The sequence below is a fragment of the Ilyobacter polytropus DSM 2926 genome (genome assembly GCF_000165505.1).
GTDB lineage: Bacteria > Fusobacteriota > Fusobacteriia > Fusobacteriales > Fusobacteriaceae > Ilyobacter > Ilyobacter polytropus.
This window is the reverse complement of the sequence record NC_014632.1, coordinates 110,256-126,415: the sequence shown is the minus strand read 5'-3', so window position 1 is coordinate 126,415 and position 16,160 is coordinate 110,256. Positions and strand designations below refer to the sequence as shown.

The following is a 16,160-nucleotide window of genomic DNA, read 5'->3' as shown; positions in this document are numbered from 1 at the left end:
AACATCTATAAAAAAATCATCCCATTAATTTCACAGATACAACAATATCGTCCAGTAATTAAAAGAAGGATTTAAAAACAAAAAAATTTAAGCTACCTAAAAATACAATCTTAATTTTTTAAAAGATAAACTCTGTTAAAATTGCATAAAATGGTATAGTTACAATTACCAAAATTGTAGAAAGGCCAACAAGTTTTGATGCTTCCTTTGGACTTTTGTTGTAATAACCACTTACTATTGCTACATTGGTCATTAGTGGCATTGTTGTTTGTATAAAATAAACTTTTTTTAGAAGCAGTGGAAGAATCAAAAAACCATCGGCTATTTTTATGATAATAAAAACAATAGCTGGAGCTATAATAAATTTTGAAACTAATCCTATTACAGATTCAAAGTCAGGTTTCAAGGATTTTATTCCCAGGCTATACATAGATGTTCCTAGATAAAGCATAGCAAGAGGAGTAGTCATTCCACCAATATATTTCATATAAGTTGCAATAAATCCTGGTATAGGAACTTTGAATAACAGCAAAATCACCCCTATAAAAAATGCCGTAGTGGTAGGAGTCAAAAGTTTTTTTAAACCCTCTCTTATATTTCCTTCTCCTTGTACACAATATATACCGTAGGTCCAGAAGAAAGTGGTGCTAGCAAAATAATAAAGAAAAATATAAGGTATACTTTCATCTCCAAAAAGAGCTATGTTTACAGGAAGGCCTACAAATATAGTATTTGCAAATATAAATGAAATTTGAAAAAGTGCCTTTCTTTTTATATGCTTGCTTAGAATAATCACCTTAGAAGCTATTATTAAAACAATAATTATAATAAAAGACAAACCCAACCACTGGGCGGATTTTATAAGTCCTTCCCTTGTAAAACGTCCAGTAAGACCTTGGATTATAAGTGCAGGGAGGCATATTTTTAATACAAGCTGAGAAAAAAGTTTGTTACTTTCCTCCCCCAATATCTCTTTTTTCGTTAAAAAACACCCCGTACCTACCATTAACATTACAAGTATAACACTGCTGATTATTCTACTCAAATGTATCACTCCTAAAATATTTCAATTCTATGCTATTATTTATCTCAATCCGTCTTCACATTTAGCCTCATCTTTTTTCAGTCCACCTACTCTAGGATGTGGTCTGCCACAATTTGTAATGGATAAAATAACAACTATTTCGTCACCTCTTGGAGCGTCTGGAATTCTTACTTCCATAGCATCAAAATGAGACCTTACAAACGCCGCATCTTTATAGTGTAGCGGGACATCTATTGTACATCCTGGGTAGCCCATTTTCTTGGAGGAAGGAATAATTGCTTTTCCTCCACCAACTTCATCACGAAACGGTTTTCCTAATTTTGGATGTAGTATACTAGCAGCATGCTCTAGCTCTCCATTTCCCCCTACAATTGCGGCTTTCCCATAACTTTCAACTTCACCCATTTCCATTCCAGCCGCTTCTAAAGCTTTTTTGGTAAGTATAGGGGCTATTTCAACGCTCCATTCAGTCAGTTGAGATAAATCTTCAACATACTTTCCTGCAAAAGGATTTTTAATAATTACTGCCGCTGAAGATCTTTTGTTAACTTTTCCTTGGATAGTTTTTTCCCCGTCTATCATGATCTCTTCTACAAAAGTACAAAATTTTCTAATCTTAATATCCATAAACTCCTCCTGATATCTAATTTCTATTTTCAATATAATTGATATTATCTGGGATCATTACAATTTCATTTTTAACACATAATAACGCTCCCTTTATTATTCCTTTTTCATATAATTTTTCCGCAGCGTTTGCTCCGTTCAATAGTGCCTGATAGATTTTTTCTTTAGAAATATTACCGACACTCAAGGTAACCATATGTCCTGGGATATCGGTACCAGAATCAATATCTTCTGCAAAACAACGAGTAATTCTTTCATCTTCAACATTGGTCATATTACCTAAATATGTTGCACAGACATCTGCCACCGCTGCATTATCTGCCAATACAACCGAAGCAGTTGCAACACCCTTTGTGAAGCTTCTCCCTCCCAATCCACTTGTGCAGATTCCTCGGATATTCATATCGTCGGTGATTGTCATTACTAATTGATTTCTGCTCAAATCTCTATTTAAAGGAATTCCAATTTTTACCGGATCACCGCTCATATCTTTAAAAGCTATGTCTCCACCATTGTTGATTATTACTCTACTTGCACCCAACTCTATGGCTTTCTCTAAAGCTATATCTGAAAAAGAACCTGCTACAGCCCCTAGTACATTTATAGTTTTATCTCCACATCTATTTACACCAGTAATCATTTTATTCAAAACTTTAGGATAATCCTCATTAAGATCCTGAAGAGAGTTCAACTCTTTTAATTGAGGCATATATTTTAATAAGTTTTGCAATTCACCGATGATATAATCTGCAACTTTAAATGCTATTTCAGTGTTTCTCATAAAACCAACTTTTATATCCAAAGTCATTTGAATTGGCCCGTAATTAATAAAGACTCTCTTATCATCTAATTCCTGAATCATAATTATCCCTCTAAATTCAATTTCTTTAGTAATTCTTTTTTTGTTAGAATTTCCTCAACATGGCCACCAAGCTGTTGGTATTTCTCTCGTGTCATAGTATATTCAATAGGTGCTACAGTTGCCGGTGTAGGAACCCATGTAGTCGATTCAGGTACCATTTTTTCTACTGCTACCATAAAGTTTATTCCGCCTCCAGGTAAGATAAATGTTGGTGCACCTGCTACTGTCATATGTACTTCCTCTCTGTGTATGGCATCTGTAAGCTTCTTTGGAAAGTTTGTCACACCAGCTCTAGCGCTTCCACCTGTCCCTCCTGTGTAAACCACTGAAACTTTTGCCTCTTCACAAGTTTTGGAAATAAGCCTCACAACATCGGCTACTTCCTCAGTCAAAGGTACCTCTTTCACATCTCCATCTTCTTTTATTTCTAGCAATGCAGACTTTTGTCCCGTGGTTTCAGTCACCAATATTTTGTATCCTGGTTTTGCAGTATTCATGTCAATGGATTTTACTGCATCCAATGGGTTATCTATTTTTGTTCCTCCCCATCCATGACCATGCTCGCCAAAATACCTTCCTCTAGTACTCTTTGTCCCTGTTGGAATAATACCACTATATTTCATACCTACTTCTACGCCGGCAAAATGCTCAGAAAGCAATCCTATTACATGATAATCAAGAATAATTGCCTCATCTACTACTTTACACAAGTTTCTTGCAAACATACCAATTGTGGCACTTCCACATCCAACTCTCATCAGTTTTTCTTTTTTCCCATCTATAATTGGTGATTCCCCTTGTTTAATTTTTATAACACTTCCTTGGTCAATTTTCAGTTGGACTTCTCTGCCGTTTGCAAGGTCTACAATTGTTTTGGCAACTATGAATCCATCATTGCCGTTGCTCAATAGATTTGCTCCACCTATAGTAAGCATTTTTGAACCATATTCTTCGGTAGTTACCATACCCACTACTTTACCATCTCTTTTAACTTTTGCACCTTCTTCCCCTATATGCATATTTGTATCAATCTTCACCTTAACGCCGCTATAGCTCAATGGTGCTTCTGTTACAACTGTAACAACATCAACACCTTCTAGATTTTCTTGAATTATAAAAGGAGCTGGACGACAACATGGGTAATTAGTTCCACTGCCCACCGCAGTAATTACAGGCTTATATGGAAGATTATTTTTTTCTGGTATTGTAGTGATAGCGTCGACTACAAGTTTTCTACTTCTCGTAATATTCCCATCTATGTTGGTATACCTTTTGCAGGCTCCAGTCATACCTAGGGGAATTGCACAGTTTACGGGACAATTAGTACATTTCATAGAATTATTATTTTCTTCTGTCGTTTTTTCTATAGCTGCGAAAGGACAAACTCTTAAACATATGCCACAACTCACACAGTTATCTTTGATTAGAGCTTTTTTATCTAGCATATCAATTGCCGATATAGGGCAGTTGTTAGCACAAATTTTACACCCTTTACATTTTTTTAAATCTATTTTAATCATTAATTTTCTCCTTTATACTTCTTTTCGCATATCCTAGATAAGATATCCAAAATTTTAGATAGAAAGTAACTATATCTAAATCTAAGTTTCTATAGATTAAAGTATTAAGAAATAGTTGGCATATTTGTTGCAGGTGGAGTATTCCTGCTTTTTGTAACCAATATCTCTCCATCTATTATTACGCTTGCGATCCCTGGTAAGTCACCTGCTTCCAATGCTTTTAAGCTATCTGTTCCCACTGAACCCATCGGAGCATCCATTAGAACAAAATCCGCTGCTTTCCCTTCTTCAATTATACCAACGTTTAAATCAAAGGCTTTTGCTGAATTTCCTGTTGCAAAACATATTGCTTGTTCTGGAGTAGCCTTAGTTTCTGACGCTATATAAGAAATGGTTCTTAACACTCCCAGCGGGATTATTCCAGAGCCCGAAGGGGAATCATTTCCAATTATTAATCTTTCTAGGTCTTGTTTTTCTACTAATTTATTTACAACATGCTTCATAACTTTAAAATTTCCACATTGGACCACTTCTAAAGTCAATTTTGTTTCATCAATAAGTGTATCAACTTCACTCAGTGGTATTGCTGTCGGTCCACCATTTATATGTGATACAACATCTGGATTTGTTTTTATTACATCATCTGCTGATATTGAGCTACTTCCCGGTATCGACGTTCCACCTGTATGCATCATAACCTTAAATCCATTCTTTTTTGCCCATTTTACCATTATCGAAGCTTCCTCAGGATCCTTCACTGATCCTAGTCCTATTTCTCCAACTATATTAACTCCTTCCTTTGCCAATTCTTCAAAATCTTTTTCCACCAACCCTTTTTCTAATATCAATGACCCTCCGTGAAGTTTAACTCCACCAGGTCTTACATTTTGAGATGATTTTTTCCCTAATATTGCCAAAGCTTTTGTTCCCGATGGATCTTTTGGCCTGCCTGGAGTGTGTGGTTCTCCTGCTGATATCATCGTTGTGACTCCACCATGTAATGAGCTTGATATAAATCCTACTGTATTTTGTCTTGGAGTAAAATCTCCTAATACAGGGTGGACATGTGAATCCAATAATCCCGGTGCAACGGTTATTCCATTGGCATCGATTATCTTATTACAAGGATATTCTGTTAATAAATCTTCATTACCAATTTTTTTTATTATCCCGTCTGCAACAATAATTGTTGTTGCCTTTCTAATTGGATTAGCAACATCCCCTGTTATTAAAACTCCTATATTTTTAATCCCTAGCATCTTCATTAGTAGCCTCCTTACTGGAAAAGTTATTTTCTAACTGAAACATTCAGCCATTTCTCATACAAATTTATGACAGCTGATATGTCTTTTTTACCCAATCCTTCCGCCCTTGCTGTCTCAAACATTTGCTGCGCTATATTTCCCATAAACATTGGTGCATTTAGTTCCTTGGCAGTTGATATGGCTAGTTGTAAATCTTTATATTGTAGGTCTATCATAAATCCAGGCTCAAAATTACCCTGGGATATGAAATTTTCATACTTTGCTTTTAATGCATAAGAACTACCTGAACTCTGACTTATAATTTCATATAAGAGGTCTGGCTTTATTCCTGCCTTTGTTCCCAAGGCCATTGCTTCAGCGCAAGCTACCATATTTATTCCTAAAAGCATGTTATTTATAAGTTTTACAGTATCACCAGCTCCAACTTCTCCTACATAATTTACTTTTTTAGCTATGCAATCTAAAATTGGTCTAACCTTTTCCAATACTTCTATTTTGCCTCCAGCCATTATGGTCAGCGTACCTTCTTTAGCACCTTTAGCACCTCCGCTGACAGGTGCATCAATTACCTCTATACATTTTTCAATACATTTTTCATAAATATTCTGAATAACTTTAGGGGTGATGCTACTTAGATCTACTATTACTGCTCCTTCCTTTGCAGCTTCTAAAACTCCATTTTTTCCAAGTATTACATCTTCTACTATTTTAGAGTTAGGTAATGAGGTCATTATCACGTCACACCCTTTAGCGGCATCAGCCGGTGAATTTCCTACTCCAGCTCCCATTTCCTCTAGTTCAATCATATTCTCTTTTATTACATCATAAATTCTTAATTGATAATTATTATTCAAAATATTAATTGCCATGTTTTTACCCATGACACCTAACCCAATAAAAGCAACTTTCACATCAATCCCCCAATTTCTATTTATTATTAAATTCTTATTTTAGGTCTTATCTCCTTAATGGTATACATTTTCCAGTAACCCTCTGTCTACATCTTCTAAAAATGCAAGTTTTAATGATCTATTTTACTATTTCTGCCACAAAAAAATGTTTTTATTTAATTTACTTTTATATCTCAGTTCTAATGCTTGTATTTTTTTATAAATCTAATTTCAAATCTCCTTCTTTAATCCATTCTTTTTTACGCATATATTCTGCTATCGCTAGGGTCATAATAGCTGGCAAAACAAGGTGAAATAATAAGATAGTTATATACAGAGTGGCTCCACCCCTACCTGCAGCTTCCATTGCACTGATAGTTCCAAATTGTCCAACCAATCCGCTTGTTCCCATTCCAGAGCCTATCGGTGTATTTTCTAATTTTAGAACAGTTGTAGATATGGGACCAAGAATCGCAGAAGTCATAATAGAAGGTATCCATATTTTCCAGTTCTTTACAATATTAGGAACTTGAAGCATTGATGTTCCTAATCCTTGTGCAAGCAATCCACCTACCCCATTTTCTCTGAAACTTATAACAGCAAATCCAACCATTTGAGCTGCACATCCTACAGTTGCGGCCCCAGATGCAATTCCCCCAAGGCCAAGCATTATTCCTATTGCTGCGCTACTTATCGGAAGAGTTAATGCTATCCCCATTAAAGTCGATACCAATATTCCCATGGGAATAGGATTGAGTTCAGTTGCATACATTATCAAGTTACCAAATCCAGTCATAAATGCACTCACACCTGGCCCAACCAACGATCCTAATAAACACCCCACAATTATTGTTGTAGCTGGCGTTACCAAAATATCTACCTTTGTTTCTTTGGAAACTGCTTTACCAAACTCTGCCCCGGCTACAGCTGCAACAAATGCACCCACAGGACCTCCTAGAGCAGCACCGGCGGCACCAGTAATAGCAGATGAAAACATAACTAATGGCGGTGCCTGCAGTCCACAAGCAACAGCTACTCCAATTGCAGGTCCCGTCATCTGCCTGGCTATCGGCCATATAGTCTCACTTAAAAATAATATCCCAAATTTGCTTCCAATTTGATTTAGTATACTTCCTATTATGAGAGATGAAAAAAGGCCCAACGCCATAAAACTCAAAGCATCAATAAGATAACGCTTTACCGAAAACTCAATATTTTTTCTCTTCAAAAAACTTTCCTTTTTTAATTCAACTGTTTTCTCCATGACATTCCTCCTGATTATTTAAATTAAATTTTATGTAAAGCTTCCAAAACTTTCTTGGGTGTAATAGGTAATTCAGTAAATCTAATTCCTATAGCATCATATACAGCATTTATTATTGCTGGTGCAACAGGAATTAAAGTTGGTTCTCCTACTCCTTTAGCACCAAAAGGGCCGGTTATATCAGTTTCTTCTACAATCACAGGATAAATCTCAGGCATATCCTTAGAAGTGTGGATTAAATATTTTGAAAAATTTGGATTCTTCATTTTTGCATTTTCTATTTTTACCTCTTCACTAAGTGCAAAACCCGTCCCCATAAGACATCCACCTTCTATCTGACCCTCAACATTTATTGTGTTGATTGCCTTTCCTACATCATGTGCAGCTATGATTTTTAAAACTTTTACTTTGCCTGTTTCTGTTTCAACCTCCACCTGAGCTATATGAGTTGCAAAAGCATAGGTTGCATAAGGGTTTCCTTCCATTGTTATTGGATCTAAGGATGAAGCATTTGGATTAAATGTCCCAGAACCAACGGCAATTAATCCTCTTTCTTTCAAGCCTTTTAAGACATCTGAAAGTGTAATATAATTTTCCTCACAACCTTTTACAAAAGCCTTCTTATTTTTTAGTATTATCTTTGCCGGTTCTTCACACAAGATTTCTCCTGCTACTCTTACTAGAGTTTCTTTGGCCATTTCAGCAGCTATTTTGCAGGCATTTCCTGAAACATAAGTTTGCCGACTTGCAGAAGTAGCGCCTGCCTCAGGTGTAACTGCTGTATCAGCAGCTGTAATATTAACTGATTCATAATCTATACCTAAGACTTCGGCAACTATCTGGCACATGACAGTATTTGACCCTTGTCCTATATCAGCAGCTCCAGCCAAAACAGTTGCTGACCCATCTGAATGTACTTCCACAAAGGCTGCTGCCGGATTTGGAAGTCCTGTATTACCTATCCCATAAAACATACTCCCTATTCCTATACCTATTTTTTTCATAGGGGTCCCTCCTTTTATTTTAATATCTCATCTGCTTTTTTCTTAGCTGCTTCTAAGGTCTCCATAATTCCAATACTATTATTCATAATTTGGTTATTTGCATTTTTAGAACCATATTTAAATGCATTTATAAGCCTTATTTCAAAAGAACTTATATTTAATTTTTCTGCAATCATATCAATTTGTGATTCATGAGCTATTGCCACTTGTGGTACACCAAAACCCCTCATTGCTCCACACATTGGATTATTGGTATACATCATTGTTGATTTTATTTTTACATTAGGTATTTCATAAGGACCTGTTGCATGAACCATGGCTCTCGAAACAACTGCAGGCCCATAAGAAGAATAAGCACCTGTATCGGCATAAAACACAGCCTCCATGGCCAATAACTTACCATCCTCAGTGGCACCTGTTTTGACTTTCATAATATGAGGGTGTCTTTTTGAAGATACTTGCATTGACTCTTCTCTAGAAAAAACTAGTTTTACAGGTCTTTTTGTATAATAAGTCAGCAATCCAATATGACACTGTACCGATATATCAAGCTTCCCTCCAAATCCCCCTCCTACTTCTGAACGAACACCTCTGACCTTACTTTGTGGTAATGCTAGAACTCTTGCAACTTCTCCTCTGTCAAAATGTGGATTCTGTGTAGAACACCAGAAGCTAATCTTTCCTTTTTCAAATTTTGCAACACCTGCTTCTGGTTCTATAAACATATGGGCTACTGCAGGCGTTTTATATGTGTTTTCCACGATAACATCACATTTTTTAAAAGCCTCTTTAACATCACCTTTAATAAGATTTTTTTCCATCAGTATATTCGTATCTCCGTGAACCTTTGGAGAGTCCTCTTTCATCGCCTCAAATATATCCGTCACCACTGGAAGTTCTTCATATTCTACACTAATGAGCTCCAAAGCTTTTTCAGCTATTTCAATAGTTTCAGCTGCTACAAGTGCAAGAGCATCCCCAACTCTTCTTATTTTATCTTCAACTAAAACAGGTTCATCTTTAATAATTATTCCGACCCTGTTTTCTCCAGGGATATCTTTGTGAGTGAGTACGCAAGCCACTCCTTGAAGTTCTTTTGCCTTAGATGTGTCTATACTGATAATCTTTGCAGAAGCTACTTCACTTCTTAGAACCTTTGCATATAACATATTTTCAAATTCATAATCTGAAGAAAAAAGCGCTTTACCAGTTACTTTTGAAATGGCATCCTTTTTAATCACATTTTTTCCAATTACGTCAAAATCACTCATCATCCTCACCTCCCTTTATCTATTTGAATTTGCTACGACTTCTTTTGTAGCATCTATAATTTTTTTATAACCCGTGCATCTGCATAGATTCCCTTCTATAGCCTCTTTAATGTCATCATCACTTGGATTTGAATTCTTCATTAAAAGTGCTTTTATGGATAGAACCATTCCCGGGGTACAAAATCCGCACTGTACAGCTCCGTATTTTATAAATGCTTCCTGTATTTCATCCAATTCTCCCTCTTTAGATATTCCTTCAATTGTAATGATCCTACTGTCTTCAACTTGTGGTGCCAAAACTGTACAAGAGGTAATAGCATCACCATTCATTATGACGGTACACGCCCCACACTCTCCTTCTCCGCAACCTTCTTTTACACCGGTTAGTCCAAAATCTTCTCTCAACATATCAAGAAGTCTCTTGCTAGGGTCAACCTCTACATAAACATCTTTATGATTTAAACTAAATGACATCTTAAATTTTTTCATATCAGTCTCCTTATTAAAAAGAATTATTTTCGAACTGCTTTATAGTAAATTGCCTCAAACACTTCTCTTGAAACTCCTTTTATACATTGTTTCTTATATGGTATTAAGTCTTTAAATGGTGTCTTAAAAAGAGTTTTTGCTGTAAACTCGGACATTTTTTCTATACAGTCTTCGATGGTTTCTAAGTTTAATTCCTTTCCGACAAATTCCTCTTCTACACATTTTGCACTTACAGGATGCCTCTCTATTGCACCTATGGATATTTTTGCGTCCTTACAAAAATTATTTTCATCAATTTCCATTACTGCAGTTACACTAAGTTCTACTATGGCTAGAGCTTCCCTTAGACCAAATTTTACGAAGTACGAAAAAATATTTTTACTGTATGATTTAAAAGAAATTTCTGTTAAGACTTCACCTTTATTAAGATCAATACCGCCAGTATGTGTATGCAAATCCGATATCTTAACTTTTCTTTTGTCTCCATAACTTTCTAATAGAACACTTGCATCTAAAGCAAGCAATGCCGCAACTGAGTCAGCAGCTGGAGAAGCATTGACAATATTTCCTCCTATTGTACCGAGATTTCTTATTTGGGTTGACCCCACGCTTTTACAAGCCTGCGCCAAAGCCAAGGCTTTTTCTTTAATTAACAACGAATTTGCAATCTGGTTGTGGGTAGCCGTTGCTCCGATTTTAATAATCCCGTCTTCTTCTTCTATGTAATTTAATTCTTCCATTGACTTTAAATTAACAATTGCATCTGGGGATAAATGTTTTTTATTGATATTTATAATCAAATCTGTCCCCCCTGCTATCAAACATATATCCCTATTGTCATTATGAATTATCTCAAATAGTTCTTTTTTGTGTGTCGGAGCATAATATTCTATCTCTCTTATCACAATTCCCCCTCCTTTTATTTAGAACAATTATAATTTTTTATAAAAAAAAGCCGCACTACTTCCATTCTTAAGATAAATGAAAGTAACACGACTTTATATCTTTTATAGGGTAAAATAAATCTAGAATTTATTTTTGCTAAAAAGATGCCTTTTACTTGATTGAGATTATTTAAATTTATTTTTATTAAAAAGATAACCTTGATTAGTTGAAAGATATTGATTTAATATTTTATAAATGCATACCAAACTCAAGAAAACGTTTACATGGATGTTTAAAGTTTTTATCTTTTAAGGGTAAAATAAACCTATAATTTATTTTTGCTAAAAAGATACCTGTAATTATTTAAAAGTTTTTAAAGTATTTATCACACTTAAGAAAACGTTTACATTGTAGCGTAAAATTGCCCTAATCACCCGCAGAAACATATCTAACAATCGTTTCATAGAGGTAAACGTATCTGTGGAGGTTCTTGATTAGCTAAAATAGGAATTTAGAATTTAGATTAGTTGGGATCAGATACTTAATTAGTTTTATGATTATATCTTTTAAAGTAAAATAAAGTCAGTAATTTTTTACTAATAAAAATTTATAATCTTAATTTATGTTTTCAAACCAGAAGCTATATTTATTAAAAATATGATGCTGTTGTGTTTGATTGATATTATATATTCATAAGGTGCAGTTGTCAACCTTTTTTTTATTTTATATTAGTTTTTCAATTGTTTCTAGAATGATTTAAGGTCATTTTATTTGGGTTTAAATTGACATAAAATTTTATATATGATAAATTATTTCATCAAGAAAACGTTTCCATTTTTAAAAATAAAAAGAAAGAGGACTAGAATATGAATATTAAAGATATTGCAAAATTAGCAAACGTTTCAATTGCAACTGTTTCTAGAGCAATAAATGGAACTGCATACGTTAGCCCAAAAACTAAAGAAAAAATTGATAAAATAATAAAAGAAAATGGTTATAAACCAAATTTATTAGCCAGAGAATTTGTTAAAAGTAAGAGTAATACAATAGGTGTAATGCTGCCTAGAATTGATTTGGCTACATTTTCTTTAGCTGTAGAGGGAATTAGTAACTTTTTTAAAGATAAAGGTTTTAGCATAATATTAATTAATACTCAATCAAATTTGGAACTAGAGGATGAATTAAGTTATTTCGATTTTCTTGAGAAAAAACGTGTTGCTGGAGTAATATACTTTGCTACAGAATTAACTGATCAACATATTGATGTTTTGAAAAAAGTAAAATATCCTGTTGTTTTTTTAGGTCAATCAAATAAAAAATTGAACCTGCCTTGTGTAAAATATGACCACTTTAATGCTGCAAGATCGGTAGTAAAATATTTGATAGAAAATGGACACAAAAGAATCGCATGTCTTTCTGTAAAATATACCAATTATGAATTTGCAAAGCTAAGAAAAGAGGGCTATATATCTGCTCTTAGGGAAAGTAATATTGAAATTGATGAAGAGATTATCTGTGATGGCGATTGGGAAATGACTTCCACCGTTGAAAACGTAAACGAAATAATGAAAAATTCAAAGAATAAACCAACTGCTTTTTTTACAGTTAGCTATAGAAAGGCAATGGCTACAATACACGCCCTTACAGAGCAAGGATACAAAATTCCAGAGGATTTCTCTGTTGTGGGTGTTGATGAATGTGAAGAATCAAAATACTATTCCCCTAGTATTACAACTGCCTGTTTTGATAATTATTATGCAGGTGAAAAAGCTGCAGAATTAATGTTAAATATAATTGAAAATAAAACAGTTGAAGAAAATGAAATTCTTATCAATTATAAATTAAGTGTACGAAAAAGTGTTGCAAAAATTTGACTTAAATGTCGAAACCTAAATTTTGTTTAAATTTAACAGCCCCCCTAATCATTAGAAATATAGTCTATTGATTAGGGAGGTTTTTTTTATTTTTATTCTTTGACTGCCAGATAACCTATCCATGGTTTGAAAGGAAGCTTCTGTTAAGAGACTGATATTCGGAACCTATATAAGCCTCTTTCTTCTTTCTATATTCATAGTAGAGAACCTTATCACTAAATGTATTTTTTACATCTTTTGAACCTATTATCAGTGAATAAATCTTGAATTTAAGACTCTGCTTTACCCTATCTATATACTCTATAAATTCATCGGGCACCTCAGCTATACCGTCACTTATCATAAGTAAATCAGCTTTTCTGTAACCACTCTTCTCTATAATTTCGATGCTCCGTCTCAAGGGAGTGAGATAGTCTGTTCCACCATAAAACTCCCAATTAAAAAATTCCAGTGCCCTCCTTATGCCATCTGAACTCTGAACCAGTTCAAGCTCTTTTAAAGATTCATCTCCGGAAAAAGCTATTATATATACCTTTCTCTCTTTTTTTTGAGCTTCTTTAAGAAGAAATAGAGTGGATGCCTTAGCCAGTTTCTCTGGAAGACCCTTCATACTACTTGAGGTATCTATGCATAAAATTATTGGCCCCTCAGAATCCTGATTGTCCCTTTCTCCGGGGTTCGGGTCCTCATCCATATCTGAAAGAAGATAGGTGGAGAGTCTGTTTTCGATATACTTGGCATGGAAGTATCTTCTCAGGTGCTTGTTATGCATTAGTGATAGTTCCGATGGAAGAAGTCGTACCAAGTCGTTACTCAGATGTACTCCCAAAAGGTCTTTCTTATTGGGCGATTTTTGGATTTCACTTATATCCAAATCCAGATTTTTCTTTCTCTTTTTCCTACCGAGCATCTTTAAAAGATAATTGAGTTTTTCGTCCTCTAAAGCTATTCGATTAAGCTCCTCCAGGTCAAAGAGAGTTTTTTTATCCACCTTGGAAAGATCCCATCCCATCTTATCCATCATAGAATCTCCCAATATATCCCTCATTTTCTTCATTTTTTCATACTCTAGCTGAAAATACTCAGTTACCTCCCCTTGTATATCTTTCCACATTTCACTGTACTTATCTTTTTTTTCCCTATAGCCATTATATTTGTCTTCCTTGAAAAAGCTAGGTTCCGTATTCTCTTCCTTTGACTGAAGAAGTCTTTTTATCTCCGACTGGTTGAGAATATCTATTATCTTTTTTTCCTCTCCTATCACCTCACTATAGATATCATTGTCATACTTTTCCTTTACCTTAGCAAAATAATCCCCTATAAGCTTGTTGCAAAGAATCTCATTTCCTATAGTCATCTCCTTAAATATAGAAAGTACCTCTATACTAGCCTCTAAAAAGCCATTGGACTCTTGGTCTGCTTTTCCCTCATATAAGGCCATCCACCACTTTTTAGCAATACTCTCCCTTTTTAGCCTGGTCTCAGGATAGTTTATCCATATATTCTTCATTATATCAAAGTTATTTTTTACCCTTTTATCAAATATATCCATGGCTCTACCTCTCTGACGATACTTTAGCCCTATCGATCTTATCAGTTACTTCCTCTAACTTCAGAAGTGAAGCATTCATTCCTTCGTAAGTTTTTTCCACAAGGGTCTGCAGTTCTTTTATATCATCACCAACAACCCATAAGTTTTCTGCTTTCAAGGATTGTCTCACTTTGTTTAGATAATCTGAGACACTTCTTATCTCTATTATCTCCTCCTCTATATTTCTTCTAATCCCCTCCATCTTTGGAATGAGATTTGCAGATATTACGGTATAAGCCTTTATATACTCCTCGTAGGATTCTATATTGGCAGGTTTCAGATTTCCCTTTACTACAAGTCTTTCGTATCCTTCCAATTCTCTTTCAGCCGACGTTACCACTTCCACCGGTGAACATTCATATTTCCAGACTATTTTACCATTATCGGTGGCTATTCCGCTGTCTATATACCCATAATCAAAATTTCCAAGTTCGGCCAGGACTTTTACATATTCAGTATGCCCCTTATAGTGAACATAATCCCCGTATTTATCCATTACGTGGATATCTCCGTAGGAAAAATCAACTAGCTTATTATCCACATCGTAGTATAGGGGGGTTCCATTCTCATCTACCCTTTGTTTCTTAAATAATCCATTAAACTCCTCCGACCATACCCGGGATATATTTCTATAGTTTTCAAGATCCTCTTTTGTGAGCTTAATTATCTCCTCGAAAAGGTATTTCTTAATCACATCCCTATTTTCTATCTTGTTCCAGTAGCAGTGAAGTAAAAGTAGTGTATCACTTATATTTAAACAGTCTCTACCATTAGTATAGGCACTGGTTTTAAGAAGCTTTATACTTTTTACAAGTTTTCTGTCAGAGACCTTTTCCTGGATCTTACCTTTAATTTCATCCTTAAAGTGTTCGTCTAGCTTTTCCTTTAGGTTTAGTATTATCATTGCTATATGATGAGGAACCTCTACTTTTTTGCTCTCTTTTCCGATCTCCTCAAGAGTTTCTTTATTAAGTTTCAGGTCCTGAGAAATTCCCCTATACCTGTCTTCAAGTGTCAGTAATTTTGACGGTTCCTTTACATAATCCACGACTACTCTCAAAAGAAATCTGTCATAAAGTGCCATAAGTTCCCCTGAATCAGTTGGAAGCTCATTTGATGCCGATATAATAGAGTATATATCCGTCTTTTCCTTGAGGTTTCCGTTGTGATATATTTTCTCATTTAATATAGTTAGCAGTGAGTTTAATATTGAAGAATTTGATTTGAATATCTCATCCAAAAAAACTATATTGGCATCAGAAAGATAGCCATCAGTCTTTCTACGAAAGTTATCTTGCTCTAGTTCCCTTATAGATACAGGTCCGAATAACTCCTCAGGTGTTGTAAACTTTGTGAGTAGATACTCAAAGTACTTGGTATCAAACACCTCAGCTACTCTTCTAGATATCTCACTCTTTGCTGTCCCCGGAGGACCTACAAGGATCATATTTTCTCCTGCAAGGGCAGTAAGAAGGGCTAGTCTTGTATGACTTCCCCTCTCTACTAGAGATATATTTAATTCATCTATTATCTTTTCCAACCTTTTTCTCATATATCACCTGCTTTATAATGT

The 16,160-nt window shown here is 34.8% G+C and carries 14 protein-coding genes; 1 reads left to right on the top strand and 13 read right to left on the bottom strand.

The genetic code is table 11. The features are described from left to right. Positions 1-118: 118 nt before the first annotated feature. The 11 genes from ILYOP_RS00660 to ILYOP_RS00610 form a co-directional block, all read right to left on the bottom strand. Positions 119-1,054: an AEC family transporter gene (locus tag ILYOP_RS00660; protein WP_245546505.1), complete on the bottom strand. Its 936-nt coding sequence runs from the start codon at positions 1,052-1,054 to the stop codon at positions 119-121. Positions 1,055-1,084: 30 nt separating this feature from the next. After that, positions 1,085-1,672 carry an amino acid synthesis family protein gene (locus ILYOP_RS00655; RefSeq protein ID WP_013386580.1) on the bottom strand — a complete coding sequence of 196 codons (588 nt, stop codon included), beginning with the start codon at positions 1,670-1,672 and terminating at the stop codon, positions 1,085-1,087. A 16-nt stretch (positions 1,673-1,688) separates the two neighbouring features. Beyond that, positions 1,689-2,534 (bottom strand): UPF0280 family protein, encoded by an 846-nt coding sequence (locus ILYOP_RS00650; RefSeq protein WP_013386579.1) that lies wholly within the window; start codon positions 2,532-2,534, stop codon positions 1,689-1,691. 2 nt (positions 2,535-2,536) lie between these two features. After that, complete coding sequence (locus ILYOP_RS00645) at positions 2,537-4,054, bottom strand: 4Fe-4S binding protein (RefSeq protein ID WP_013386578.1); 1,518 nt, start codon at positions 4,052-4,054, stop codon at positions 2,537-2,539. A gap of 104 nt (positions 4,055-4,158) precedes the next feature. Next, positions 4,159-5,319 (bottom strand): amidohydrolase family protein, encoded by a 1,161-nt coding sequence (locus ILYOP_RS00640; protein WP_013386577.1) that lies wholly within the window; start codon positions 5,317-5,319, stop codon positions 4,159-4,161. Between the two features lie 23 nt (positions 5,320-5,342). Further along, positions 5,343-6,230: an NAD(P)-dependent oxidoreductase gene (locus ILYOP_RS00635; protein ID WP_013386576.1), complete on the bottom strand. Its 888-nt coding sequence runs from the start codon at positions 6,228-6,230 to the stop codon at positions 5,343-5,345. A 196-nt stretch (positions 6,231-6,426) separates the two neighbouring features. Beyond that, on the bottom strand, positions 6,427-7,473 hold the full coding sequence (locus ILYOP_RS00630) for a PTS sugar transporter subunit IIC (protein ID WP_013386575.1): 1,047 nt from the start codon (positions 7,471-7,473) through the stop codon (positions 6,427-6,429). Between the two features lie 23 nt (positions 7,474-7,496). Further along, positions 7,497-8,477, bottom strand: coding sequence for a xanthine dehydrogenase family protein molybdopterin-binding subunit (locus ILYOP_RS16105; RefSeq protein WP_013386574.1), 981 nt, complete (start codon positions 8,475-8,477; stop codon positions 7,497-7,499). Between the two features lie 14 nt (positions 8,478-8,491). Further along, entirely contained in the window at positions 8,492-9,751 is a 1,260-nt protein-coding gene (locus ILYOP_RS16100; RefSeq protein ID WP_222838861.1) for a xanthine dehydrogenase family protein molybdopterin-binding subunit, read from the bottom strand. Between the two features lie 12 nt (positions 9,752-9,763). Continuing rightward, positions 9,764-10,237, bottom strand: coding sequence for a (2Fe-2S)-binding protein (locus tag ILYOP_RS00615; RefSeq protein ID WP_013386572.1), 474 nt, complete (start codon positions 10,235-10,237; stop codon positions 9,764-9,766). Between the two features lie 23 nt (positions 10,238-10,260). Continuing rightward, positions 10,261-11,142, bottom strand: a complete 882-nt coding sequence (locus ILYOP_RS00610; protein ID WP_013386571.1) for an FAD binding domain-containing protein — start codon at positions 11,140-11,142, stop codon at positions 10,261-10,263. An 846-nt stretch (positions 11,143-11,988) separates the two neighbouring features. Between ILYOP_RS00610 and ILYOP_RS00605 the strand changes: the two genes are divergently transcribed. Next, complete coding sequence (locus ILYOP_RS00605; RefSeq protein ID WP_013386570.1) at positions 11,989-12,996, top strand: LacI family DNA-binding transcriptional regulator; 1,008 nt, start codon at positions 11,989-11,991, stop codon at positions 12,994-12,996. Between the two features lie 115 nt (positions 12,997-13,111). On the opposite strand, the gene ILYOP_RS00600 is transcribed toward ILYOP_RS00605, so the two are convergent. Next, the gene (locus tag ILYOP_RS00600) at positions 13,112-14,548 is read right to left on the bottom strand and encodes a VWA domain-containing protein (RefSeq protein WP_013386569.1); all 1,437 of its coding nucleotides are present in this window, start codon (positions 14,546-14,548) and stop codon (positions 13,112-13,114) included. Positions 14,549-14,552: 4 nt separating this feature from the next. Then, on the bottom strand, positions 14,553-16,139 hold the full coding sequence (locus ILYOP_RS15025) for an AAA family ATPase (protein ID WP_013386568.1): 1,587 nt from the start codon (positions 16,137-16,139) through the stop codon (positions 14,553-14,555). Positions 16,140-16,160 lie beyond the last annotated feature (21 nt).